General features: G+C 63.5%; 24 protein-coding genes. 15 read left to right on the forward strand and 9 right to left on the reverse strand.

The annotated features are described in order from the left end of the window. Nucleotides 1-471: 471 nt before the first annotated feature. From ACZ1I2_RS10210 to ACZ1I2_RS10230, 5 genes are all read right to left on the reverse strand, one after another. Nucleotides 472-1,293 carry an alpha/beta fold hydrolase gene (locus tag ACZ1I2_RS10210; protein WP_465177156.1) on the reverse strand — a complete coding sequence of 274 codons (822 nt, stop codon included), beginning with the start codon at nt 1,291-1,293 and terminating at the stop codon, nt 472-474. A 144-nt stretch (nt 1,294-1,437) separates the two neighbouring features. Then, nucleotides 1,438-1,785 carry a hypothetical protein gene (locus tag ACZ1I2_RS10215; protein WP_465174196.1) on the reverse strand — a complete coding sequence of 116 codons (348 nt, stop codon included), beginning with the start codon at nt 1,783-1,785 and terminating at the stop codon, nt 1,438-1,440. Continuing rightward, entirely contained in the window at nt 1,782-2,651 is an 870-nt protein-coding gene (locus tag ACZ1I2_RS10220; protein WP_465169805.1) for an alpha/beta fold hydrolase, read from the reverse strand. Before ACZ1I2_RS10220 ends, ACZ1I2_RS10215 begins: the two co-directional genes overlap by 4 nt. A 154-nt stretch (nt 2,652-2,805) precedes the next feature. Then, a complete protein-coding gene (locus ACZ1I2_RS10225) occupies nt 2,806-3,702 on the reverse strand; it encodes a helix-turn-helix domain-containing protein (RefSeq protein ID WP_465169804.1) in 897 nt (298 codons plus the stop codon). A 93-nt stretch (nt 3,703-3,795) separates the two neighbouring features. Further along, a complete protein-coding gene (locus ACZ1I2_RS10230; protein ID WP_465169803.1) occupies nt 3,796-4,329 on the reverse strand; it encodes a hypothetical protein in 534 nt (177 codons plus the stop codon). A 482-nt stretch (nt 4,330-4,811) separates the two neighbouring features. On the opposite strand from ACZ1I2_RS10230, the gene ACZ1I2_RS10235 reads away from it, so the two are divergent. After that, on the forward strand, nt 4,812-5,396 hold the full coding sequence (locus ACZ1I2_RS10235; protein WP_465169802.1) for a hypothetical protein: 585 nt from the start codon (nt 4,812-4,814) through the stop codon (nt 5,394-5,396). Between the two features lie 115 nt (nt 5,397-5,511). Here the strand turns inward: ACZ1I2_RS10235 and ACZ1I2_RS10240 are convergent, their stop codons facing one another. After that, entirely contained in the window at nt 5,512-6,447 is a 936-nt protein-coding gene (locus tag ACZ1I2_RS10240; RefSeq protein ID WP_465169801.1) for a D-2-hydroxyacid dehydrogenase, read from the reverse strand. Between the two features lie 187 nt (nt 6,448-6,634). Here ACZ1I2_RS10240 and ACZ1I2_RS10245 point away from each other — a divergent pair, with 187 nt between their 5' ends. Then, nucleotides 6,635-6,952 carry a hypothetical protein gene (locus tag ACZ1I2_RS10245; RefSeq protein WP_465174195.1) on the forward strand — a complete coding sequence of 106 codons (318 nt, stop codon included), beginning with the start codon at nt 6,635-6,637 and terminating at the stop codon, nt 6,950-6,952. Between the two features lie 55 nt (nt 6,953-7,007). Here the strand turns inward: ACZ1I2_RS10245 and cysS are convergent, their stop codons facing one another. Continuing rightward, a complete protein-coding gene (gene cysS / locus ACZ1I2_RS10250; protein ID WP_465174194.1) occupies nt 7,008-8,441 on the reverse strand; it encodes a cysteine--tRNA ligase in 1,434 nt (477 codons plus the stop codon). A gap of 157 nt (nt 8,442-8,598) precedes the next feature. Here cysS and rpsU point away from each other — a divergent pair, with 157 nt between their 5' ends. From rpsU to galU, 8 genes are all read left to right on the forward strand, one after another. Further along, a complete protein-coding gene (gene rpsU / locus ACZ1I2_RS10255) occupies nt 8,599-8,805 on the forward strand; it encodes a 30S ribosomal protein S21 (protein ID WP_034160206.1) in 207 nt (68 codons plus the stop codon). Between the two features lie 86 nt (nt 8,806-8,891). Then, entirely contained in the window at nt 8,892-9,488 is a 597-nt protein-coding gene (locus ACZ1I2_RS10260; protein WP_465169798.1) for an FKBP-type peptidyl-prolyl cis-trans isomerase, read from the forward strand. A 63-nt stretch (nt 9,489-9,551) separates the two neighbouring features. Continuing rightward, nucleotides 9,552-10,160: an FKBP-type peptidyl-prolyl cis-trans isomerase gene (locus ACZ1I2_RS10265; RefSeq protein WP_465174193.1), complete on the forward strand. Its 609-nt coding sequence runs from the start codon at nt 9,552-9,554 to the stop codon at nt 10,158-10,160. Nucleotides 10,161-10,282: 122 nt separating this feature from the next. Then, a complete protein-coding gene (locus tag ACZ1I2_RS10270; RefSeq protein ID WP_465174192.1) occupies nt 10,283-11,689 on the forward strand; it encodes a cytochrome ubiquinol oxidase subunit I in 1,407 nt (468 codons plus the stop codon). Then, a complete protein-coding gene (gene cydB, locus ACZ1I2_RS10275) occupies nt 11,686-12,693 on the forward strand; it encodes a cytochrome d ubiquinol oxidase subunit II (protein ID WP_465174191.1) in 1,008 nt (335 codons plus the stop codon). Before ACZ1I2_RS10270 ends, cydB begins: the two co-directional genes overlap by 4 nt. A gap of 41 nt (nt 12,694-12,734) precedes the next feature. Continuing rightward, nucleotides 12,735-12,812 (forward strand): DUF2474 family protein, encoded by a 78-nt coding sequence (locus ACZ1I2_RS10280; RefSeq protein WP_465181660.1) that lies wholly within the window; start codon nt 12,735-12,737, stop codon nt 12,810-12,812. A 57-nt stretch (nt 12,813-12,869) separates the two neighbouring features. Then, on the forward strand, nt 12,870-13,940 hold the full coding sequence (locus tag ACZ1I2_RS10285; protein ID WP_465174189.1) for an acyltransferase family protein: 1,071 nt from the start codon (nt 12,870-12,872) through the stop codon (nt 13,938-13,940). Between the two features lie 116 nt (nt 13,941-14,056). Continuing rightward, the gene (galU, locus tag ACZ1I2_RS10290) at nt 14,057-14,926 is read left to right on the forward strand and encodes a UTP--glucose-1-phosphate uridylyltransferase GalU (RefSeq protein WP_465174188.1); all 870 of its coding nucleotides are present in this window, start codon (nt 14,057-14,059) and stop codon (nt 14,924-14,926) included. A gap of 9 nt (nt 14,927-14,935) precedes the next feature. Here galU and ACZ1I2_RS10295 read toward each other — a convergent pair whose 3' ends face one another. Both ACZ1I2_RS10295 and ACZ1I2_RS10300 read right to left on the reverse strand, forming a co-directional pair. Then, a complete protein-coding gene (locus ACZ1I2_RS10295) occupies nt 14,936-15,934 on the reverse strand; it encodes a GDP-mannose 4,6-dehydratase (protein WP_465169791.1) in 999 nt (332 codons plus the stop codon). A 240-nt stretch (nt 15,935-16,174) separates the two neighbouring features. Then, nucleotides 16,175-16,615: a FecR family protein gene (locus ACZ1I2_RS10300; protein ID WP_465169790.1), complete on the reverse strand. Its 441-nt coding sequence runs from the start codon at nt 16,613-16,615 to the stop codon at nt 16,175-16,177. Nucleotides 16,616-17,200: 585 nt separating this feature from the next. Here ACZ1I2_RS10300 and ACZ1I2_RS10305 point away from each other — a divergent pair. The 5 genes from ACZ1I2_RS10305 (at nt 17,201) to ACZ1I2_RS10325 (ending at nt 23,202) form a co-directional block, all read left to right on the forward strand. Beyond that, entirely contained in the window at nt 17,201-18,493 is a 1,293-nt protein-coding gene (locus tag ACZ1I2_RS10305) for a sugar transferase (protein WP_465174187.1), read from the forward strand. Between the two features lie 115 nt (nt 18,494-18,608). Beyond that, the gene (locus tag ACZ1I2_RS10310) at nt 18,609-19,772 is read left to right on the forward strand and encodes a glycosyltransferase family 4 protein (protein WP_465181632.1); all 1,164 of its coding nucleotides are present in this window, start codon (nt 18,609-18,611) and stop codon (nt 19,770-19,772) included. Between the two features lie 29 nt (nt 19,773-19,801). Next, entirely contained in the window at nt 19,802-20,581 is a 780-nt protein-coding gene (locus ACZ1I2_RS10315) for a metallophosphoesterase family protein (protein WP_465174185.1), read from the forward strand. A 197-nt stretch (nt 20,582-20,778) separates the two neighbouring features. Further along, nucleotides 20,779-21,705, forward strand: a complete 927-nt coding sequence (locus ACZ1I2_RS10320) for a UDP-glucuronic acid decarboxylase family protein (protein WP_465169786.1) — start codon at nt 20,779-20,781, stop codon at nt 21,703-21,705. An 18-nt stretch (nt 21,706-21,723) separates the two neighbouring features. Beyond that, entirely contained in the window at nt 21,724-23,202 is a 1,479-nt protein-coding gene (locus ACZ1I2_RS10325; RefSeq protein ID WP_465174184.1) for an oligosaccharide flippase family protein, read from the forward strand. Nucleotides 23,203-23,225: the final 23 nt, after the last annotated feature.

Raw genomic sequence — 23,225 nt, forward strand, 5'->3', positions numbered from 1 at the left:
GCCGGCATGGCGACGGGACTCCGGTTTCCAGCCCCCTTCGGTGCGCACCATTTCGATGCCGCACCCGATGCAGGCACTCCGGAAATCCTGGCCGTCATGTACGACGCGGCGTCCGTTGCGATGATGGCGTCCGAACAGGCACAGAAAAATCCGCGTAAAGCGCACCGATGCTCTCTCCCATTGTCGACGGCTCCGCTCCGGAATCGCTGCGCCGGCCATAGGCTTGATGCATCCGCGTCGCAATATAAATCGGCATTTGTTGTGCCAATTGTTTGCATCGCCACGCGTGCGCTTCGCAGCGACGATAGGTGTCATTTGCATCACCGGCGAAGAGTGCCGGGGAGGCAGGTTTGCACGCACGGCTGGCCGCACGTAACGTCGCCACCATTAAAGGACGCGGTGTCGTGCCGCGTGCCTTTGCGGGCTCAGTCAGCCCGCAAAGGGTCGGCGCTCCATTCGCGAGACGGCGCTTCAGGATTTCAGGAACGTCAGCAATTCCGCGTTCACCCGGTCCGCATGAGTCACGCACATGCCGTGCGGCGCGCCCGGTATCTCGACCAAAGTCCCCCTGGGCAGGATCTTGATCGACTTGCGCGACGCGATGTCGATCGGCACAACCTGGTCCTCGACGCCGTGCAGCAGCAGGGTCGGGATCGTCATCTTCTTCAGGTCGCCGGTGAAGTCGGTCTCGGACAGCGCGGCGATGCAGTCATATTGTCCTTCGATGCTGCCCATCATCGCCTGCGCGAAGAAGGAATCGATCTGCCCCTGCGAAACCTTCGCGCCCGGCTTGTTGTAGCCGTAGAACACCATCGGGAAGTCCCGGTAAAACTGCGCCCGGTCGGAGAGCAGGCCCGCGCGCAGCCCGTCGAACACGCTCATCGGCGCCGCGACCGGGTTGGTCGGGGTCTGCAGCATATGCGGCGGCACCGCGGAGATCAGCACTGCCTTGGCGACGCGCGCCGTGCCGTGCCGGCCAATATAATGCGCCACCTCGCCGCCGCCGGTCGAATGGCCCACCATCGTCGCGCCCTTGATGTCGAGCGAGTCGAGCAGGGTGGCGAGATCGTCGGCATAGCTGTCCATGTCGTTGCCGTGCCAGGTCTGGTCGGACCGGCCATGGCCCCGGCGGTCATGCGCGATCACCCGATATCCCTGCTTGCCCAGGAACATCATCTGCGCGTCCCAGGCATCGGCGCTCAACGGCCAGCCATGCGAGAATGTCACGACCGGGCCGGTGCCCCAGTCCTTGTAATAGAGTTTTGCGCCGTCTTTCATGGTCATGGTGGACATGGTCTTTGCTCCTGTCTTGATCGGTGCGGCGAATGCGTCGTGCGGCAGCGCCAGCGCGGCCGCCGCGGCGCCGGCGCCGGCGATCACCGCGCGCCGGCTGGGGGAGGGGGTGGTGCTCATCGGCGTTCGCCTTTCGATGGGGGATCAGTCGAGCGTCAGCAGGCCGAGCGGCCAGAGCGGCCCGATCGGGATCAGCTCGAACACCATCATGCCCGCCTGGCCGAGCGGCAGCGCCTCCAGCAGCGCATGCGCCTCGGCGGGATCGGTCACGTTCATCAGGAAGACCGCGCCTTCGCCGTCCGACCGGGCAAACCACTGGTCGATCTTGCCGGCGAGCATCAGCCGCATCGTGTCGCGTGCCTCGAACGGCATCACAGGCCCGCGCTTTTCGGGCGGCGCCTTGTCAGTCCAGCGGCCCAGCGCGAGCACCCGGGTCACGGGCACATCCTGCAGGGCTTTGACGGTCTCGGGGCTCGGGGGATTGGTGTTCATGACAATATCTCCTTGGCGACCAGCGCCGGTTCGTCGGATTGCAGCCAGTGGCCGGCGGCCACCGGGTGGAAGGACCCGTGCTTGAATCGGGCCGCCCGTTCCTCGCCCATCGGCGCGGAGAAATAGGGGTCGTCGGTTCCCCAGATCACCCTGACCGGCATTTCCAGCGCGGCGAGCTCGCTCAGCCGCCCGGCATTGCGCTTCAGCTCGGCATAGAATTGCGCGGTCATCTGCACGAAGGCCGGGGCGGAACTGGGCTGGGTGATGAAATTGTCGGCGATCAGGGGCCCGATGACGCGCTCGAAATGCGCGCGGTGCTCAGGTGAAAGCGCGGCGGCGAACCGCCCCTGTTGCCATTGCAGCAGCCAGCCGAACTGCGCCGGGCTGTGCCGCAACGCCTGGGCAAGCGCGGCGAGCGAGGGATCGCCGAACAGGATGATCATCTCCGGCCACACCGCCAGCGGCGAATCCTCGAACGCCGAATTGAGGATGCACAGGCCCGCGACCTTGCGCGGGTGCGCGATCGCGAAATTCACCCCGACGATGCCGGAGGAATCGTGTGGCACCAGGACGATATCGCCCAGATGCAGATACTGGACCACTGCCTCGAGATCGCCGAGCTGCTGATCGAAGCCGTAGGTCGCGCCGGCCGGCTTGTCCGACCCGCCGAAACCCAGGAAATCGAAGGTGACGACCCGGCGCCCCGCCGCGGTCAGATGGGGGATCAGGTCGTCATAGATGCCCTGATTGTCCGGGAAGCCGTGCATCAGCACCAGGGTCGGGCCGGCGCCCGGATAATCCCGGGCAAGGACATTGCCCTGGCTGGTCGGGATGCGATGCTCGTCATAGGCTAGCGGACTGGTCATGGGGTCCTCGCAGCCGGGCGATCCTTCCGGGATTGCTCGTCGACCGCGACTATCCGCTACGGCGCCGCCGGCTGTATTGGACAATCAGCCGGGCGGATTTTGGGATATTCCTGCGGTGCGAGGGCTCAGGAGTGCCTGGCGTCCGGACGTCCGGTCAGCGATGCCGCCGCCGCCAGCGCCCTGGTGTCTCACCCTCGATCCGGGCGAAGAGCCGGCTGAAATGGCTCTGGTCGACAAAGCCGCATGTTGCCGCGATGTCCGCCAGCGGCAGGTCCCCGGCCAGCAACAGCTCCCGCGCGCGTTCCACCCGCCGGCGGATCAGCCATTGATGCGGGGTGGTGTCGGTCGTCCGGCGAAAGGCGCGCGCGAAATAGGCGGGGGAAAGGCCGCATTCCCGGGCAAGCTCGGCGACGGTCGGGTCGCCGTCCAGATGGGCGGTCATGAAGTCCAGCGCACGGCGCACCTGCCATGGGGCAAGGCGGTCGCCGTTCCGCGATGCGGGGGCCCGCCGTTCGCCGTAGACGGCGGTAACATGGGCATGGAAGGCGAGCCCGATATGGTCGATGAACAGCGTGCTTCGCTCGCTGGGCCGCTCGACGCTGTCGATCAGGGCGCTTGCCAGGCCGTGCATCACCCGGTCGTCAGCGCTCAGTTGCGGCAGCAAGGTCACCGGGCCGCGAATCCCGTGGTCGAACGCCAGCTCGTCGAGCGAGGCCTGCGAGATATAGAAACGCAGCGTATCGAACGGCGTGTGGAATTCGGACACGGGGTTGGAGGCCAGGTCGAACAGAAACGACCTGCCCGTCGGCACGGCAGCCGCAAAACGGTGTTGCCCGTCGATCCAGAGGTCGACCGACGACGGCGCGAGCGACACGTGCAGGCAATAGGCGCGCTCGGTCGGGACCTCCCTGGCCCGTTTATGGGCGGGGATATCGCTCTTCAGTCGGGCAAAGCCGATCGGCGCCACCGATGCGGTCCGCGCGAGCGCCGTCGGCACGCGCGGCAGCTGAAAACGCTCGCCCAGAACCATGCTGTCGTAACTGCCGGTCACTCGGACCTCCACAGCCGGATGTCGGGGTGCGTCCCCCTGCATTGACTAGCTGATTTTGGTCCCGACGGACAGCGCCAAAGCCCGTGCGCACGCTCAAACGGGCGCGCCGATTCCCTCGGTCCGGCGTCTCGCCCCATCGGCCGCGCGGCGGGAGCGGCTGCGCACCGGCGCCCAGCGGCAATTGTCCGGCTGGAAATCGTCATCGGGGTCGATCCGGACGAGGATCTGGCCGGCCGGGCGCTCCCCCAGATCGGCCAGGAACGACTCGAAATCGGCGCTCCAGCCAGGGCAGACGCCGATGCCGCGTCCGCCAAAATCGCGGTACCGCGGCGAGTCCCTGTTGGTGCAGAAAGTGTTGATCTCCTGCCATGCGCGATAGGTCGGGTCGTGGCGCTTCTTCGCGCGCCGGCCATGCTTGAGCAGCCGCGCCGCGCAGATTTCCCGGTGCAGACATCCGCAGCTGGCGGTCTTGCCCGCGCGCACCGCAGTGCCGTCGACGGTCGTCTCGTTGCCGCAGTCGCACAGGAAACGCCAATGCGCATGGCTGCCGGCGCGGTGGGAAAACTCGATCCCGACCAGGCGGCCGTACCGCAGGCCAGTCATGTCGATCCTGATCTTACGGGCCATTCGCCATCTCGTCGCCAACGGGTTGAGCTATATACAGCCATATATAGTGATTCGCCACAAGACCGGAGGCCCCCGCGATCGCGGAGGCTCCTGTGAGCGTCGAGCAAGGAAGGCGCGGCGCCGCCTCGCATTTCAGATTGTTCAGTAGCCCTGGCTGCGGCCCCATATGAACGCGAATTCAAAGCGATGAATGCTGCGACGCCGCCTCCCGCGGGGGAGAATTCGAACTTCTTGATGTGAATGCGCGGGCGTCGCAACGTCGGAGAAGCTGGGTGCGGGTGCGATCGTTTCTGCTACAGATCCGATACAGTTGCAGTTTTGTATTTGAAGCATCCTGCATATGTTACACATATGAATGGAATATTGGTGGTAGTGAATCGCGAGATATTCATCCGCCCTGTCGAATCTTGGTATCGTCGTGTAAAGCTGTTTGATGGGGTCATTGTGAATGAGGATTTAACTGGTATCGTAAGGAGGAAGTCATGTCTGAGAGTAGCAATTACTTCGTGGCGAACGGTGCTGCGGCCATGGCCTTCAAGACTAACGGAGCGAGGATAGATTATGGCGTCAACGTCGAAGGGCGGCGTTGCGGGGTTTATGGTGGAAGCGGTGCCGAGTTCGGTCGCGAAGCGGTCACCGCCGGAGTGGGGGTCTGGGGCGCGGGCAAGGTCGAAGGCGTTCATGGCCGAGGCTCGTTCGCCGAAGGCTCCAGCAGCGTGGGGGTCAGAGGCGAGGGCACCATGTGCGGCGTGATCGGAACCTGCGCCGAGGGAGCTGCCGTCGAGGGCGTGAGCAGCCGGGGGCGGGGTGGTGTATTCGCGTCTTGGCGTGCCCAAATACGGCTCGTGCCCGAGAGGCGGGAGCAGCGGACCGAACGGCCGATCGACGAGTTGCTGCCCGCTGACGGCCAGACCCGTGATCTTCTCGCCCTGTCGACCGACTCCCTTGGAGCAAGCCTCTGGTTTTGCGACCGGGGTGCTTTCCAGGATGGCAATGAAACCGTTAACGCTCTCTGGAGACAGGTGGAACTCGGAACCGCCCTCACCGGTAAAAGGAGTTTTGATTGAGCGCCCCCGTCGTTTCTGACCTGTCGCGGAACGCGCGGGGCCTTTTAAGCTCGAGGCTCGACCGTGAAGGGGTCGACGAACGCGATCATGTCCGCTTCCTTTCCGGACGATCCCCTCAATACCCCGCCTCAAGATCCACCACGTTCCGCATCGCCCGCCCGCTCATGAACGCCTCCAGATTCTCCAGGAACAGCGCCGCCGCCCGCTGAAACATCTTGGTCTGGCTCCGCCCCGACAAATGCATGGTGTGGATCGTGTTCGGCGCATCCCATAGCGGATGCTCCGGCGGGAGCGGTTCCGGCGTCACCGTGTCGAGGAACGCGCCTGCGATCCGGCGTTTGGTCAGCGCTTCGATCAGCGCGTCCTGATCGACCATGTCGCCGCGCGCGATGTTGATCAGCCAGGCGCTCGGCCTCATCGCCGCCAGTTCGTCCGCGCCGATCAGGGCCTTGGTCTCGCCGGTCGAGGGCGCCGCCAGGATCACCCAGTCGTAATCGCCGATCCTGGAAGCCCAGGCATCGGGCGTCAGCGTGCCGTCACGGCCCGATCGGGTCACGCCGGTCACCTCGACGCCGAACGCCTTCAGCCGATCGCCGATCAGCGCGCCGATCGTGCCGTATCCGACGATCAGTGCCTTGGTCTCGAACAGCTCGATCTGCCCCGGCGGGGTCAAGGTCCATTCGTGGCGGTCGGCGATGCGCACCACTTTGTCGAATCGCTTGGCGGCGGCGAGAATGCCCATCACCGCGTATTCGGCGACCGCCAGCGCGTTGATGCCGGTGCCGTTGGTCACGATCGTGCCCTGACGGCGCAGCGCGGGCAGGTCGAGGAAATCGATCCCGGCCAGGATCGTGAACAGCCATTTGAGATGCTTGGCGCGCAGCACCGCTTCGCCGATCGTGCCGGTGCGCTGCATGTCGACCCAGGCGATGTCGGCGTCGACGATCATCTCCATCGCGTCCTCGCGGCTGGCGAACCAGGCGACATCGAGCCCGGCGGGCAGGCGCGGTTCGATCAGCGGACGGGCCAGGGCAGGGAGGACGGCTTTCATCGGGACACCTCTCATGGCCCCGGATGATCTTTCCGGGATCGCAGCCGGTTCATGCCGCGCGGCTTCCGCCGCGACAAGCCCGGCAGCCGCGCGGGCGGATCGATTCAATGCTCCACCGGAAGCGCGCAGGATGGGCCCGGGCAAAGTCTCCACCGACCGCGCACCTGCTCTTTGATATCGTCGACCAATGTTGGACGTTTTTGCCGCGGTTTTTGCCGCGGAACAGCGGAAGTTCGGCTGTTTCGCGGCGATTTTACCGCTGTTACGCGATAACAGGGAACCCGTCCGCAAGCCGTTGCAGCGCAAGCGAGAATCCGCATCGAAAATCCAACATAACAGCGGAAAGAAAAAATGCGGCGCCTATGACCGAGTCGTGTTGGAGAGCTTTAGGGCTGATGACCTGGGAACTGTTCGTTCGATACTATTGAATTGCGTCATGCTGAACTCGTTTCAGCATCCAATGCTCCACAAGCAGTGGCATTGGTTGTTGCGCCTTGGACGCTGAAACGAGTTCAGCATGACGGGAGGTTCGTCATGGAGCGACCTTCAGATTCAGCACGCTAAAGCGTCGGCTTCCAGTCCCAGCCCAGCGGATCGCCGTCCATCACCTCGACGCCCGCCGCCGACAGTTCGTCGCGGATCGCGTCGGATCGCGCGAAGTCCTTCGCCGCGCGCGCTTCCTTGCGCTCGGCCAGCCGCGCCTCGATTTCCTCGGGCGAGATCGCCGTATCCGCCGGCTTCACCCGCAACGCTTCGCGCGTCAGCGTGGCGAGCTTCAGCCCGAGCACGTCGTCGAACACCGCCAGCGTCTTCAGCCGCGTCGCCGGCGACAGCTTCTTGTCGCCGAGCATTTCGTCGAGCACCGGCAGGGCGCGCGGCGTGTTGAGGTCGTCGGACACGGCCGCATCCAGCGCGTCGAGATAGCGCGACGCATCACCCGACTCGGTGCCGTCACTACGCGCGCGGAGTGCCTGCGCCGTCATCACCAGCCGCTTCAGCCGGGTCGCGGCAGCGGCGAGATTATCCGGGCTGAATTCCAGTTCGCTCCGGTAATGCGCGCTCAGGCACATCAGGCGATAGGCGAGGGGGTGGATGCCGGCATCGATCAGCGTCTGCAGCCGGGTGAAGTCGCCCGACGACTTGCTCATCTTGCCCTTCTCGCGCTCGACCAGGAAGTTGTTGTGCATCCAGATCGTCGCGCCGGTGTCCGCGCACTCGCAATGCGCCTGGTTCTGCGCGATCTCGTTGGGGTGGTGGATCTCGCGGTGGTCGATGCCGCCGGTATGGATGTCGAAGCGCGCGCCGAGAAAATGCTGGCTCATCACCGAGCATTCGAGGTGCCAGCCCGGCGCGCCGCGGCCCCAGGGCGAGTCCCATTCCATCTGCCGGTTCTCGCCCGGCGGGGATTTGCGCCAGATCGCGAAATCCTGCGGGTTGCGCTTGCCGGCGACCGGATCGATCCGCCCTTCGCGCTCGTCATCGGCCACGCGGGCGAGCCGGCCGTAATCGGGCACAGTCGACACGTCGAAATACAGGCCGCTCTCCAGCTCGTAGCAATGCCGGGGCGCGATCTGCTCGGCAAAGGCGATCATGCCCTGGATATGGTCGGTCGCGAGCGGGAAGTGAGTCGGGGTGCGGATGTTGAGGTCCGCGATATTCTCCTTGAACGCCGCGGTATAATGCGCCGCGATATCCCAGATGCTCTGGGCGCTGGCCTTGGCTGCCGCTTCCATCTTGTCGTCGCCCGCATCCGCGTCGGAGGTGAGGTGGCCGACATCCGTAATGTTGATGACATGGGTGAGGGGATAACCCTTCCAGGTCAGCACCCGACTCAGCGTGTCGGTAAAGACATAGGCCCGCAAATTGCCGACATGGACATAGTTGTAGACCGTCGGCCCGCACGAATAGACGCGCACATTGGTCGGGTCGATCGGGCTGAACGACTCGAGCGAGCGGGTCAGGCTGTTGTACAAGGTGAGGGGCGTGCCGGTCATGCGGTGGCCATAGCCGCGAGGGCGGGCGCCCGCAAACCCGGTTGGCGACGTGCCAAATTGCTTGAAAATGCGCCTGAGCGCTGGTACGGGCCCTCCCACACGGCGCAAACCCATGTTTGCGACGACCTATTTCTATTGACCGGAGACCTGCGGGTTTATGCAAATCATCGTTCGCGACAACAACGTCGACCAGGCGCTGCGCGCCCTGAAGAAGAAGCTGCAGCGCGAGGGCGTCTATCGCGAGATGAAGCTGCGCCGTCATTACGAGAAGCCCAGCGAGAAGCGCGCCCGTGAGCGTGCCGCTGCCGTCCGCCGCGCCCGCAAGCTGGAGCGCAAGCGGCTGGAGCGTGACGGGGCGCGGTAAAACCGCCGGCGCGGGGGCTTGGCCCTCGCGCTTCCTGTCTTCTCAATCCCGGCCGCCCTTCAGGCGCCGGTTAAGGGTGCCTGACGATGTCCACGATCACCGCAGTGCCGCTGCAGCCTACGAAGCGTAGCGTTCTGGTGTATCTGTGGATCGGCATCCTGCTCGCGGTGCTGGCGGCGGGCTGGCTGGCGACTCGCGGCACGGCCGAGGTCGTCGCGCTCCGCGGCTCGAACGCGCAGTTCCTCGCCTGGAACAAGACTCGCCCTAACGTCGTCGAGACGGCGTCGGGCCTGCAATATCAGGTGCTGAAGCCCGGCGAGGGGCCGCGCCCGACCGCGACCGACCTCGCTGGTGTCATGTATGTCGGCAAGCTGCGCGACGGCACCGTGTTCGACGCCTCGCAGCAGCCCGTGCCGATTCCGCTGTCGGCGGGCGGCGCGCTTCCGGGTTTTGTCGAAGCGCTGAAACTGATGCCCAAGGATGCGAAGTACCGTGTGTGGCTGAAGCCAGAGCTGGCTTATGGCAAGCAGTCGCCCGACCCGGCGAAGATGCCGAGCGACTCGCTTCTCATCTTCGATGTCGACATGATCGGCTTCATGCCCGAAGCGGTCTATCGTCAGCGCGCGATGCAACAACAGCAGATGCAGCAACTGCCTCAGGGCGGCCCGCCCGCGGCACCCTGATCCGCTGATCCCTTTTCCAGCCGCCGCGCGGGCCCCCGCGCCGCGGCGCCCAGGAGCCTCCCCATGGCCACCACGCCCCCGACCGCCAAGAAGCCCTTCGACGCGAAGCCGATCCTCTATATCGCGCTCGGTATCGTCCTTGGCGTGCTTGCCACGCTCGGCGCGATTCAGGGCATCGCCTGGTGGAAGGTGCAGAACGAACCGTCGGTCGTCTTCCTCAAGAAGAATCGCAGCAGCGACAAGACCGTGGTCGAGCTGCCCTCGGGTCTGCAGTACAAGGTCATCACGCCCGGCAAGGGCGGGCCGAAGCCGACCGAGACCGACGTCGCGCTGGTCAATTACGAAGGCAAGCTGACTGACGGCACTACCTTCGACAAGTCGCAGCAGCCGACCCCGATGAAGGTCAATGAGGTCGTGCCGGGCTTCTCCGAGGCGCTCAAGCAGATGCCCAAGGGCTCCAAATATCGCTTCTGGATCAAGCCGAGCCTCGGTTACGGCGACAAGGTGACGGGCCCGATCCCCGCCAATTCGGTGCTGGTGTTCGACGTCGAGCTGCTCGACTTCCTGCCCGAAGCAGTGATCCGCCAGATGCAGATGCAGCAGCAGATGCAGGGCGCGATGCCTCCTGGTGCAGGCGCGCCCCCGCCGGCGGCACCCGCACCGAAGAAATAAGCCTGGCGCTAGCCGTCCGGCGTCGGGCGGCTGTACCTCGGCATAGGTCGACCTGGGCGTTCGGTCCACTTGCCCCAAGGTCGGATCGGGAGCAGAGCTGAGCGAACCAGGGGGAAGCGCTCATGTTCGATGCCGTCGATCCGATCGTGCTGGCCCGTGCTCAGTTCGCCTTCACCGTTAGTTTCCATTTCATCTTTCCGTCCTTCTCGATCGGCCTGGCGAGCTATCTCGCCGTGCTCGAGGCGCTGTGGCTGCGGACGGGCAAGCAACTCTATCTCGACATCTTCCGCTTCTGGCTGAAGATCTTCGCCGTCACCTTCGCGATGGGCGTCGTGTCGGGCATCGTCATGTCCTATCAGTTCGGCACCAACTGGGCGGTCTTTTCCGACAAGGCCGGGCCGGTGATCGGGCCGCTGATGGCCTATGAGGTGCTCACCGCCTTCTTCCTTGAGGCAGGCTTCCTCGGCGTGATGCTGTTCGGCATGGAGAAGGTCGGCCGCAAGCTGCACTTCGCCGCCACCTGCCTCGTCGCCATCGGCACCACTATCTCCGCCTTCTGGATCCTCTCCGCCAACAGCTGGATGCAGACCCCGGTCGGCTATGCGATCAACGCGCAGGGCCAGTTCGTCGTCGCAGGCTCCTGGGCGGCAGTGATCTTCAACCCGAGCTTCCCTTACCGCCTCGTCCACACCGTGATCGCTGCTTACCTCACCACCGCTTTGGTCGTCGGCGCGACGGGTGCCTGGCACCTGCTCAGGGACAGCAGCGATCCGCATGCGCGGAAGATCTTCTCGATGGCGATGTGGATGGCGGCGCTGGTCGCACCGATTCAAATCTTCGCCGGAGACCAGCATGGTTTGAACACACTCGAACACCAGCCGGCGAAAATCATGGCGATGGAAGGTCATTATGACAGCCACCCGGACGGCGCACCCCTGATCCTGTTCGGCATCCCGAACGCCAAGGAGAAGCGGATCGACTATGCGGTCGAGATTCCCAAAATCGGGTCGCTGATCCTGAAGCACGACCTGAACGCCCCACTCGCCGGGCTCGATACAATCCCTGCGGATCGCCAGCCGCCGGTGTGGATCGTGTTCTGGTCGTTCCGCATCATGGTCGGCCTCGGCCTGGCGATCTTCGGGCTCGGCCTGTGGAGCCTCGTCGCGCGGTGGCGGGGCAAGCTCTATGACTGGACATGGCTGCACCGGGCTGGCGTCCTGATGGGGCCTGCCGGCTTTGTCGCGGTCATAGCCGGGTGGGTCACTACGGAGGTCGGGCGTCAGCCCTGGACGGTCTATGGCCTGCTCCGCACCGTCCATAGCGCCTCGCCGCTTGCCGCGCCGGCGGTCGGCGCCTCGTTGATCGCCTTCGTGCTGGTCTATTTCGCGGTGTTCGGTGTCGGCATCTGGTATATCCTGAAGCTGATCGACAAGGGCGTCGAGCGGGGCGAATCCGAACTCGGCAATGCCCCGATCCGGACGGCGGGGATCGTGCCCGGGCCTGCCCAACGTGGCGGAGGTGCGTCATGAGCCACAATTACGATCTCGCCACGATCTGGGCTTTCCTGATCGCCTTTGCTGTCTTCGCGTATGTCGTGCTCGACGGGTTCGATCTCGGTATCGGCATCATCTTCCCGGCCTTTGGCATCGGGGAGGAGCGCGACGTCGCGATGAACGCGATCGCGCCGGTCTGGGACGGCAACGAAACCTGGCTGGTGCTGGGCGGGGGAGGGCTGATGGCGGCCTTCCCGCTTGCCTTCGCCGTGCTGATGCCGGCCTTTTATCCGCCGATCATTGCGATGCTGCTCGGGCTGGTATTCCGCGGTGTCGCCTTCGAGTTTCGCTGGCGCGATCCACGGCACCGCGCCTTTTGGGATTTCGGCTTCACCGCCGGGTCGATCGTCGCCGCGCTGGCGCAGGGCATCATCCTCGGCGCGCTGTTGCAGGGCGTGAAGATCAGCGGGCGCGGCTATGGCGGCGCCTGGCTCGACTGGCTGACGCCGTTCACCCTGTTGACCGGTGCCAGCGTCCTCGCTGGCTATGCGCTGCTCGGCAGTTGCTGGCTGATCGCCAAGACCGAGGGGCAGGCCCAGCAACAGGCCTATCGGCTCGCCCGGCGCTACGGCGTGATCACGCTGATCGCCATCGCCGCGGTCAGCGCGGCGACGCCGTTCCTGGCGCATGATTATTATACGCGTTGGCTGACCATGCCGGGAATCCTGCTGACCGCGCCTGTTCCAGTGCTGGTCGCGGCGCTCGGATGGATGTTCTGGCGCGCGCTGGGACGGGGGGCGCAGTCGGCGCCGTTCCTGCTCGTGCTTGCCCTGTTCGCTTTGTGCTTCGTCGGACTGGGCATCAGCATGTATCCGTACATCGTGCCAGACCAACTGACGATCTGGGATGCCGCCGCACCGGAGAATGCGCAGGTCTTCATGCTGATCGGCGCCGGTGTGATGCTCCCGCTGATCCTCGGCTATACCGGCTGGGCCTATTGGGTGTTCCGCGGCAAGGTCGGCACGCACGGTTATCATTGATGCAGGCCGACACCGTGCCTCTGTGGAAGCGGCTTGCCTGGATGGCTGCGATCTGGACGGCAAGCGTTGCCGCCCTGGGCGTTGTGGCAGGCGTGCTTCGGTGGTGGCTCAAGGGCTGAGCTGTCTTTTTCCGGCGCTGACGCCGTGTTACTGGCATCGGGATGGGGGAACAACGGATGAACGGGGAAGCTGACGGGCATCTCGTAAGGCTCGACGTATTACGCTTTCCGCTCATCGTGCTGATCGTCTATCTTCACGCCTGCGGCGTGACCGCCAACTTCGCCGAGGGCGCGCGCGGCATGACGGATGCGCGAACCGTCGAGAATGTCCAGGTTTTCACCGCCTCGATTGCGCGTATTGCCGTCCCGCTCTTCTTCCTGATGTCGGGTTTCCTGTTCTTCCGGGGCGTGTCCTTCTCTCCCGCAATCTATTACGCCAAGCTTCAGGCGCGGGTGCGCAGCCTGCTGGTCCCGTTTCTCTTCTGGAACATCGCGTTGCTCTTGCTCGTGGCAGTTGCTCAGTCAGTCCCCGCATTCGCGCCGCTCTTCAACAGCCAGAACCTTGCGGTGCGGGGTATGTCTGCCTTCCAGTTGATCGACGCGATCTTTGGTTTCACGCGCTATCCGATCGCCTACCAATTCTGGTTCATCCGCGACCTGATGATCCTCGTTGTCGCCTCGCCGCTGGTGTGGCTGGCGGCGCGCTATCTTGCCTGGCCGACGCTGATCGTCCTGCTCTGCGCCTGGGTGAGTGTGGTCTGGCCGTTGCTGTTGCCGGAAGGTGAGCCAGTCCTGTTCTTCTATCTCGGCGCGATGATCGCAATCCGGGGCGGCTCGCTGTTCGTCGTCGATCGTGCCAGCTGGTGGATCGCGCCGTTCTTCGTGCTCGGACTATGGGGCTTTTATGTCAGCCACGGCGCGGGGCTGCTCAACTATCTGTTACGACCGACGGTCGCGATTGGCGTGGTCATGGCGTTGAAGGCGAGCCGCTGGCTGGCGGAGTCGGATCGTTGGCGCGGGCCGCTTGCCTGGCTCGGCGGAACGTCCTTCTTCGTGTTTGCCGTACACGAGCCGCTGGTCACGGTCGGCAAGAAGCTGACGTTCCGCGCACTGCCGATGACGGCGGAGGCAGTGCTGACGGCCTATGCCGTACTGCCGGCGCTGATCATTGCCTTCGCTGTCCTGGCCTATTGGGTGCTGCTGAAGACGATGCCGGGCCTATTGCGTTTCGTCACCGGCGGCCGGTGAGTTCGTTGTGTCGCGATGCTGACGGTACTTCCCTTTCGCCTGCCGCCCGACTAGGGGCGGAGGAGTTGATTCCCACGATACGACGTCGTCGTTTCCAGCTTCATGAGTGAGACAGGATGCCGATCAAGCCGCTGCGCAAAGCCGTGTTCCCTGTGGGTGGTCTTGGTACCCGCTTTCTGCCGGCGACAAAGGCATTGCCGAAGGAGATGCTGCCGGTGGTGGATCGCCCGCTGATCCAGTACGCGGTGGACGAGGCGATCGAGGCGGGGATCGAGCAGATGATCTTCGTCACTGGTCGTGGCAAGTCGGCGATCGAGGACCATTTCGACATCGCCTATGAGCTCGAGACGACCATGGCCCATCGCGGCAAGTCGATGGAGCTGCTGCATCAGACGCGCCTGCGGCCAGGTGCTGTCGCCTATGTCCGCCAGCAGGAGCCGATGGGCCTGGGTCACGCGGTGTGGTGCGCGCGCGATATCGTCGGCGACGAGCCATTTGCGGTTCTGCTCGCAGACGACTTCATGGTCGGCAAGCCCGGTTGCCTGAAGCAGATGGTTGACGCCTATATGGAGGTCGGCGGCAACATGATCTGTGCGCAGGAAGTGCCGGACGATCAGACCCATATGTACGGCGTGATCACACCGGGGGTCCGCGCCGGCGCGCTGACGCAGGTCAAGGGCCTGGTAGAGAAGCCGAAGGCCGGCACGGCACCCTCCAATCTGTCGGTGATCGGCCGTTATATCCTTCAGCCCGAAGTGATGCGCGTGCTTGAAACCCAGGAAAAGGGCGCCGGCGGCGAGATCCAGCTGACGGACGCGATGGCGCGGATGATCGGCGATCAGCCCTTTCACGGCCTTACCTTCGACGGTCGCCGCTACGATTGTGGTGACAAGGCTGGGTATGTCCAGGCCAATCTGGCCGTTGCCATTGCCCGTGAGGATATCGGCTCTTCGGTGCGCGCGTTCGCGGTCGACCTGCTGCGCTGAAGCTGGTCCTCAGATGCCGTGGTAGTCGCGGTACCATTCGACGAATAGGGGTACGCCGGTCTCGAGCTTGGTCGAGGGCTCGAAGCCAATGTCGCGTTGGATCGCGCTGATATCGGCATAGGTCGCGTGGACGTCGCCGGGTTGCATCGGCTCCATGACCTTGATCGCCTCCCGATCGCATGCGACCTCGATCAGCGCGATCAGCCGGTGGAGCTCCTCGGCACGGTGATTGCCGATATTGTAAATGGCGTGGGGCGCCACGCTGCCTCCGGCCTTGAGCGTACCGTCATCGCGTGGCGGCTTGTGCAGGCATGAAACGACGCCTGAGACGACGTCGTCGATGAAGGTGAAGTCGCGGCGCATGTCGCCGCCATTGAACACACGGATCGGGTCGCCGGCGAGTATCGCCTTGGTGAAGAGCCACATCGCCATGTCCGGCCTGCCCCAAGGGCCATAGACCGTGAAAAAGCGCAGGCCAGTCTGCGGCACGCGATAGAGATGCGCATAGGTCTCGCTCATCAGCTCGTCCGCCTTCTTGGTGGCGGCGTAGAGTGACAGCGGGTGATCGACACGGTCTTCGACCCGGAAGGGGAGCGCCGCATTGCCGCCATAGACCGAAGACGAGGAAGCGTAGACCAGGTGATCGGTCTTCCGGTTGCGGGCGAGTTCCAGGATGTTGAGATGCCCGGCGACGTTCGACGTGACATAGGCTCGTGGGTTATCGATCGAATAGCGTACGCCTGCTTGCGCGCCGAGGTGAACGATCCGGTCGAATTCCAGGTCGAAAAATGCCTCATCCAGGCTGCGCCAGTCCGAGAAATCAACCCGGGCGAACTGGAATCGGTCACCGCCCTGCTTGGCGAGTTGCGCCAGCCGCGCCTGCTTCAGCGCGACGCTGTAATAATCGTTGAGATTGTCGATTCCGATGACCGTATCGCCATCTGCGATAAGGTGTCGAGCCACGTGAAAGCCGATGAAGCCGGCCACGCCGGTCACGAGAATGCGCATCAGGTCATTTGCTCCCCACCTCGGGGCCTAGGAAGAGGTGGCCTGATTGGCAAGCGTCAGGCGGTAGTCGTAGCGCTTCAACCCGTTGCGATAGCCAGACAGCTAAGGCTAGGAGAGGAGGAAAATAGAAATATATTGCCACGTCGGCGGGGAGCACCGTTGAAAGGCAGCACCATCATCATACGAAAAGGGGCCGGATTTTCATCCGACCCCGTTATCGTTCGTTATCGGCTGCAGCGCTTACGGGCTGGCAGGCTTCGAATCGTCGTTCTTGAAGCCGAAATAGGCGCCGAGACCGGCCGCAATGATGCCAAGGCCGAGCACGACACCACCACCGGCACCGCCGCCGCCCGCGCCTTCTTCGCCCGAGCCGCCGTCCTGAGCGAACGACTTCGGAGCGGTCGCGCAGCTCGACGAACTGACCGAGAGCACGGAGGTCGGCGCCATGGTGTAGCTGCAACCTGGGAAGGCGACCTTGGCCTGGGCCTGGCCGCGCGTCACGACGCGATCACCGGCATAGAGCGACTGGCCGACGCTCGCCGGAATCAGCTTGCCCTCGCGCGAAACGAAGGTGCCCTGGCTGGCTGCCGTCAGCTTGCCGACCGACTGCTCAGCACCGGCAAACAGCGGTGAAGAAAGGCTCGCCATCAAGATGGCGGCGGTTACCCGCGAAAATTTCATATTCAGTCTCCTCCTGAACCGCTTGGAAGTAGGCTCACGGTCTGGGGTTAGCCTCAAGCCCGTATTTTGTCCACCCAAAACGTTCGCATCTGCACAGTGTCTCGAACTGATGCCGTAACGCCACACCGTGCAAAAGGTTTCCCGTAATGATGTGTGACGTCGTATGTCGTTTCTATACCAAACAAATGGTTAAGCCGTTTGATGCGGCTGTCATGAGCGTCCTCCGGATGGGCGCGCGGGTGTTCGAATCGCTTGGCAAGCGCTGGTTTCCGCCGCCTCTCGATTCGGAGCATCGCCTGTTGGCGTTCTTGGGGCCGGGGACGGCACCGACCGATCGGACATGCTCTGTCGCGGTGGCGACACGGTGATGATATAGAGGCGATCACCGCTCGATCGTTCTTCCGACCGATCGAGGCCTTGATGAGAATATCTCGCACTTGCGGGAGGTGGCTGGATTTGGCCGAAGATTTGGATCAAGGATGGGTGGCGGTGCGGGCGGATGACATATGCCTGGCATCCGCTCGTGTTCACGGCTGGAGTAGCGCGATGGCAATTGTTTCGGGGCGATGGGATCGGGCCTGATTCATGCTGATGCAACGCAATCTGTCCAGCCTTGTCGGCAACGCGCGGTGGATTTCGTCATTGCGGTTGCAGCTCTGTGTCGAGGTGTTCCTGGGCGTGCTCCTGCCGCTCGCCGCGCGCTACGGCCTGCATTCCAATTACGATCAGCATCCATCGGCTCCGGCCAGCCTTGTCCTTTCCCTTTTCAGCGTCGTCAGTGCGACATTGTTGTCGCGCCGGATCGGCGGCTTCCCGGGTACCCGCACCTTCATTTACGTGCTCCCGACATTCTCCATGTCGTTCGGGCTGGCGATCCTGACCGCGGTGGTCTTGCGGCTCGACTATAATCGAACGGTCTTGATCGCGAGCTTCACCCTCAGCGTGGCCGCGGCCTACGCCCTTGCCTATCTCAGCGCGCGCCGGGCGGTCCGGCGCTTCCATGTCGTGCCGGGTGGGCGGACGGGCTTCCTCGAGGATATCGAGGGGGCGGAATGGCTGCCGCTCGCTCGACCCGAGGTTCCTGTCGGACGAGATGTGATGATCGTCGCCGACCTTCACCACGATCTCGATTCGCCCTGGGAACGGATGCTTGCCCACGCCGCGATCAACGGCGTCCCGGTTTACCATGTGAAGCAAGTCCGGGAATTGCTCACCGGGCGGGTGCAGATCGAGCATCTGTCGGAGAACAGTTTTGGATCGCTTCTCCCCAACCTCGCTTATCGCAAGTTCAAGCGCCTGCTCGATCTCGCAGCTTGCCTCGTCGTTCTACCCCCGCTGGTGATCGCGATGGCGATGATCGCCACTGCCATTCGCCTGGATTCTCCAGGCCCCGTCTTCTTTCGCCAGCAGCGTATGGGGTATCGCGGTCGTTCCTTCACGATGATCAAGTTCCGCACCATGCGTCCGCGGAGCGTCGAGGCCGATCAGGACGCGCGACGCAGGAGCTCGATCACTCATGCGGATGACGATCGCGTCACCCGCATCGGCCGTTTCCTTCGCCGTACACGGGTGGACGAACTGCCACAGGTCTTCAATATCCTGACCGGCGAAATGAGCTGGATCGGTCCGCGACCGGAGGCGATGGACCTGTCGACATGGTACGAGGCGGAGATACCCTTTTATTCCTATCGCCACATCGTCCGGCCGGGCATCACCGGATGGGCACAGGTGAATCAGGGCCATGTCGCCGATCTCGCCGAGATCAACATGAAGCTTCAATATGATTTTTTCTACGTGAAGAATTTCTCCGCCTGGCTGGACGTGCTGATCACGATGCGAACCGTGGTCGTGATGCTCAACGGCTTCGGCTCGAAATAGTCGGCCCGTGGTTTCGGATTCTTCCAGGCGCCTGCCTGCGCGAGAGATCGCTGGTCGCCGCATCGTCTTCGTCAATCGCTTCTACGCGCCGGATCATTCGGCGACCGCGCAGATATTGACCGATCTCGCCGAATATCTGGCGGGGCAGGGCTGGGTGGTAGAGATCGTCACCAGTCGGCTGATCTATGGGACCGTGGGCGCAAGCCTGTCGCCGCGAGAGCGAATCAACGGCGTGACGGTCACGCGGGTCGCGACGGTGAACGGCACGAACCTGGGGATCATCGGACGGCTGCTCGCCTATGTGACCTTTTATCTCAGCGCCGGCTGGACTCTTCTGCGCATCCTCCGCCGGGGCACGATTGTGGTCGCCAAGACCGATCCGCCCCTGATCGCGCTCGTCGCGCTCGTCGCGTGCAAGGTGCGCGGCGCGCGGCTGGTAAACTGGGTTCAGGATCTCTACCCGGAAGTCGCGGTCGCAATGGGCATGAGCGCATTGCGCGGGCCGGTCGGCAGTGTACTAGGCGCCCTCCGTGACGTCGCGTTGCGGCGCTCGGCACTCACCGTCGCGATCGGCCGGCGCATGGCTGATCGGATTGCCCGCCGCGGCGTGGCCGCGGAGCGGATCGTCACTATCGCCAACTGGAGTGATGATGAGGCCATCGCGCCCTCCGCGTCGAACAGCCCGGCGTTGCGCGCCGACTGGGGTTTGCCGGCCGACGCGTTCGTCCTCGAATATTCCGGGAACCTCGGCCGCGCACATGAGGCCGATACGCTCCTTGCGGCCGCAGGGCTGCTCGCGCATCGATCGGATATCTGGTTCCTGTTCGTCGGCGGCGGCCATGCTCAGACCGAGCTTCGCCGCAACGCGGTCGCCGCGGGACGAGAGCGCTTTGTTTTCCAGCCTTATCAGCCGCGAGCGCGGCTGTCGGAGAGCCTTGCGGTGGGCGATGCCCATTGGTTGTCGCTCCGCCCCGAATTCGAGGGGTTGATCGTCCCGAGCAAGGTGTTCGGCATCGCAGCGGCGGCGCGGCCAATCGTTGCGGTGTGCGATCCGATGGGCGAGGTGCCGTCAATGATCGGTAGTCCGGGAGCAGGAATGGCGGTGGCGCCCGGCGATGCGACCGGTCTCGCCGCTGCGATCACGGGGTTGGCGGACGACCGGGCCGCGTGTCGCGCGATGGGCGATCGCGCCCGTGCGATGCTGCAACACGGTTACCGGCGCGATAGCGCACTGGTTCGATGGGCGCACGCGCTTGAGAGTCTCGTCGCGCGGGGCTAGCTGCGGCTACAAGGTACAAAAAGGCTCGAATGATGTTCTCGCGTTTCAGGCAATCGCGTGCCACGCGCAAAGCACCCACCGAATGGCGCGGCCCTTCGGGTGCCCGCGCCTATGCGATCGGCGATGTGCACGGGCGGCTTGACTTGCTCGAGCGCATGATCGCAACGATCGATCGCGACCGCCACGATAATGGTCGCGCCCGCGACTATCTGATTCTGCTGGGCGACCTGATCGACCGGGGCCCGGATTCGCGCGGCGTGATCGAATTCCTGATGCGATTGCCGTCGGAAGGGATCCGGCCCATCTTTCTGATGGGGAATCACGAAGAAATGATGTTGCGCGTGCTGGGCGATGAACCTGAGGCAGTGCATCAATGGCTTACCTATGGCGGCTACGAGTTCGCGCAAAGCTATGGCGTCGAGGTCGGACGCCTGGCCACCCTCGCACCGACTGAGGCCGCCGCCATGATTCGCACTGCCGTTCCGGCATCCCATTTCAGCTTCATTGAAGGGTTTGCCGACAGCTTCACTTTCGGCGATTTCCTGTTCGTCCATGCTGGGCTGAGGCCGGGCAAGTGCCTGGCTGACCAGGATCCGCATGATCTGCGCTGGATCCGGGAAGAGTTCCTGAACGACGAAACCGATCATGGTTGCATGGTGGTGCACGGCCACACGATCTCGGCAGCACCTGAGGAGATGGAGAACCGGATCGGGATCGATACCGGCGCCTATCAGACCGGCATCCTCACGGCATTGCGGATCGAAGGGGCGAAGCGGCGCATGATCAGCATTGACGAGCGCGATATATGATCAGGGCGGCTCAAACTGTGCAAACGCAGCATTTTGTGCCCATGCCGTCTGGTGCGACGGGGTTCGAGCCTGTAGCAGCGAGATAATTCGGGCCAGATCGGGCAAACGGTGCCCAGGTGCCGTCGAACAAAAGGCCTGTTTCACTAGGCGGGGACATCACGAACGTGGCAAGACTGTATAACAGCCGCAGGCGCATCATGGTCACCGGCGGAGCGGGGTTCGTGGGTTCCCACCTGATCGATCGACTGCTTGAGCGCGGTGACGAAGTGCTGTGTGTGGACAATCTCTTCACCGGCACGAAGCGCAACGTCGACCACCTGGCCGGCCATCCGCGCTTCGAGTTCATGCGCCACGACGTATGCTTCCCGCTCTATGTCGAGGTTGACGAGATCTACAACCTCGCCTGCCCGGCGTCGCCAGTTCATTATCAGCATGATCCGGTCCAGACGACCAAGACCTCGGTGCATGGCGCGATCAACATGCTGGGCCTGGCCAAACGCCTGCGCTGTAAGATCTTCCAGGCTTCGACGAGTGAGGTCTATGGCGATCCCAGCGTGCATCCGCAGACCGAGGCCTATTGGGGCAATGTGAATCCGATCGGCATCCGCTCCTGCTATGACGAAGGCAAGCGCTGTGCGGAGACCCTCTTCTTCGATTATCATCGCCAGCACGGGCTTGAGATCAAGGTTGCCCGTATCTTCAACACCTATGGCCCGCGCATGCACCCGGCAGACGGTCGTGTTGTTTCCAATTTCGTAATGCAGGCGCTGAACGGTGAGCCGATCACATTATATGGCGACGGCCAGCAGACTCGCTCCTTTTGCTATGTTGACGATCTGGTCGCTGGCTTCATGGCGTTCATGGATACAGCCCCGGAAGTGTCGGGACCGATCAATCTGGGAAATCCGGTCGAGTTTACCATCCGGGAGCTGGCGGAACTGGTCGTCGAGATGACTGGCTCGAAATCGGAGCTGGTGTTCCGGCCATTGCCGCAGGACGACCCGATGCAGCGCAAGCCCGACATCACTCGTGCCCGCGAGACTTTGGGCTGGGAGCCATCGATTCCGTTGCGGCAGGGCCTGATCAAGACGATCGACTATTTCTCCGAGCTTCAGAAGGGCTGAGGCACAGCCGCCACAATCATGGCAATTCGCCGCAACAGTTTCGTCAATCTGGCAGGCAGCCTTGTAGGGCTGGTGCTGTTCGCGACGCTGACGCCGCTGTATTTCCATGTCATCGGCAACGAACGTTACGGTATCCTGGCGATCATCTGGGCGTTCCTGACCTTCTTTTCCGCGTTCGACCTGGGGATGGGCTCGGCCCTCACCTATCGGATCGCGAGCGAGAGCAAGGATGATCGAAGCCGTCAGTCGGACTATTTCTGGACGGCAATGGCAATCAGCGTGCCCGTTGGTGCGGTGACGGGTGTCATCCTGTTCGGTCTGGTCGGCGGCGGTTTCGGCAACCTGTTCAACCTCAGCCCTGCGGTGAGCGACGAATTGTTGCGCTCGACGCCCGCTTTGCTCGCGATCGGGCTCTCGACAGTGCTGAATTCCACGGCGGGGGGGCTGCTACGAGCGCGCGAGTATTTCGTCACCAGCGCCGTGCTCGGGGCGATCAACCTGGCGCTGTCGATTACCATGCCGGTGCTGGCCGCAGTGCTGATCTCGCCATCGCTTGAATCATTGATCATCGCGACGCTGATCGGCAGATTGATACTTGTCATCGCTTCCATGACGATCGCTCAGGTAATCCTCCTGCAGAATGCGCGGCCCACCATATCGCTGGCGTCGGCGCGGGCGCTGCTTGGATATGGATCTTCGGTGTCGATCGGTGGGCTGCTCGAACTGGCCATCTCGTCAGCCGACCGGTTGATTCTCGGCGCCGTGGCGGGCTCCGGCGCGGTCGCCTATTATGCGGTGCCGTCGAGCGCGATTTCCCGCGTGATGGTTTTTCCCGCCAGCCTGGGTCAGGCGGCCCTGCCGCAACTGGCCGCGCGTGCTGTCGAGGAAGAGAAAATTCTCGGGCAGAAGATGCTTCGAATGATCGCAGTGCTCAGCCCGGTCTTCGTTATCGGCATCTTTCTAACCAGGCCCTTTCTCACCCTGTGGATGGGGGCGTCGTTCGCGCTGCTGGCGACTTTACCCATGCAGATATTGCTGGCCGCGTTCTGGCTCGAGATGTTCTCCGGCTCGCTCTATTACCGCATCCTCGGGCAGGGACGGCCGGCCGCCAACATCTATGTCGCCGGCGTCATCATCGCACCCTATTGCGCCTTGCTGTTGGGCCTGTCGCATCTCTGGGGTGTCTCCGGCGCGTGCGTCGCTTATTTTGGTCGCAACATCATGTATCTCAGTGGCCGGGCATTCTTCACGAAATCGGGAAAGACCTTGCTTGCCACCATCGCGCCGGAAGGGAGTGTCGTTTTGGCGAGCCTGGTCGTCTGCCTCTTCGCACTGCCTGAACAGCCACCGGTGGCTGTCGGCATCATCCTTTCGATTATTTCCATCGGCATTTTTGCCCGGCGCCGTCCGGTTGAATTCGACACACTAATTCATGATCTTATGGGGCGATTCCGGCTTTCCTCCTTCATGCCCCATTCCTTCCGAGAACGGCCATGAGGCCTGCCTGCCCAGACCAGGGG

It is taken from the genome of Sphingomonas sp. BL-S-29, from assembly GCF_055521495.1.

Excerpts from the sequence above, each read along its gene's own strand:
- ACZ1I2_RS10210 (WP_465177156.1), bottom strand. The coding sequence starts at position 1,293 with ATGTCCACCATGACCATGAAAGACGGCGCAAAACTCTATTACAAGGAC.
- ACZ1I2_RS10215 (WP_465174196.1), bottom strand. The coding sequence starts at position 1,785 with ATGAACACCAATCCCCCGAGCCCCGAGACCGTCAAAGCCCTGCAGGAT.
- ACZ1I2_RS10220 (WP_465169805.1), bottom strand. The coding sequence starts at position 2,651 with ATGACCAGTCCGCTAGCCTATGACGAGCATCGCATCCCGACCAGCCAG.
- ACZ1I2_RS10230 (WP_465169803.1), bottom strand. The coding sequence starts at position 4,329 with ATGGCCCGTAAGATCAGGATCGACATGACTGGCCTGCGGTACGGCCGC.
- ACZ1I2_RS10235 (WP_465169802.1), top strand. The coding sequence starts at position 4,812 with ATGTCTGAGAGTAGCAATTACTTCGTGGCGAACGGTGCTGCGGCCATG.
- ACZ1I2_RS10240 (WP_465169801.1), bottom strand. The coding sequence starts at position 6,447 with ATGAAAGCCGTCCTCCCTGCCCTGGCCCGTCCGCTGATCGAACCGCGC.
- ACZ1I2_RS10245 (WP_465174195.1), top strand. The coding sequence starts at position 6,635 with ATGTTGGACGTTTTTGCCGCGGTTTTTGCCGCGGAACAGCGGAAGTTC.
- cysS (WP_465174194.1), bottom strand. The coding sequence starts at position 8,441 with ATGACCGGCACGCCCCTCACCTTGTACAACAGCCTGACCCGCTCGCTC.
- rpsU (WP_034160206.1), top strand. The coding sequence starts at position 8,599 with ATGCAAATCATCGTTCGCGACAACAACGTCGACCAGGCGCTGCGCGCC.
- ACZ1I2_RS10260 (WP_465169798.1), top strand. The coding sequence starts at position 8,892 with ATGTCCACGATCACCGCAGTGCCGCTGCAGCCTACGAAGCGTAGCGTT.
- ACZ1I2_RS10265 (WP_465174193.1), top strand. The coding sequence starts at position 9,552 with ATGGCCACCACGCCCCCGACCGCCAAGAAGCCCTTCGACGCGAAGCCG.
- ACZ1I2_RS10270 (WP_465174192.1), top strand. The coding sequence starts at position 10,283 with ATGTTCGATGCCGTCGATCCGATCGTGCTGGCCCGTGCTCAGTTCGCC.
- cydB (WP_465174191.1), top strand. The coding sequence starts at position 11,686 with ATGAGCCACAATTACGATCTCGCCACGATCTGGGCTTTCCTGATCGCC.
- ACZ1I2_RS10280 (WP_465181660.1), top strand. The coding sequence starts at position 12,735 with ATGGCTGCGATCTGGACGGCAAGCGTTGCCGCCCTGGGCGTTGTGGCA.
- ACZ1I2_RS10285 (WP_465174189.1), top strand. The coding sequence starts at position 12,870 with ATGAACGGGGAAGCTGACGGGCATCTCGTAAGGCTCGACGTATTACGC.
- galU (WP_465174188.1), top strand. The coding sequence starts at position 14,057 with ATGCCGATCAAGCCGCTGCGCAAAGCCGTGTTCCCTGTGGGTGGTCTT.
- ACZ1I2_RS10295 (WP_465169791.1), bottom strand. The coding sequence starts at position 15,934 with ATGCGCATTCTCGTGACCGGCGTGGCCGGCTTCATCGGCTTTCACGTG.
- ACZ1I2_RS10300 (WP_465169790.1), bottom strand. The coding sequence starts at position 16,615 with ATGAAATTTTCGCGGGTAACCGCCGCCATCTTGATGGCGAGCCTTTCT.
- ACZ1I2_RS10305 (WP_465174187.1), top strand. The coding sequence starts at position 17,201 with ATGCTGATGCAACGCAATCTGTCCAGCCTTGTCGGCAACGCGCGGTGG.
- ACZ1I2_RS10315 (WP_465174185.1), top strand. The coding sequence starts at position 19,802 with ATGATGTTCTCGCGTTTCAGGCAATCGCGTGCCACGCGCAAAGCACCC.
- ACZ1I2_RS10320 (WP_465169786.1), top strand. The coding sequence starts at position 20,779 with ATGGTCACCGGCGGAGCGGGGTTCGTGGGTTCCCACCTGATCGATCGA.
- ACZ1I2_RS10325 (WP_465174184.1), top strand. The coding sequence starts at position 21,724 with ATGGCAATTCGCCGCAACAGTTTCGTCAATCTGGCAGGCAGCCTTGTA.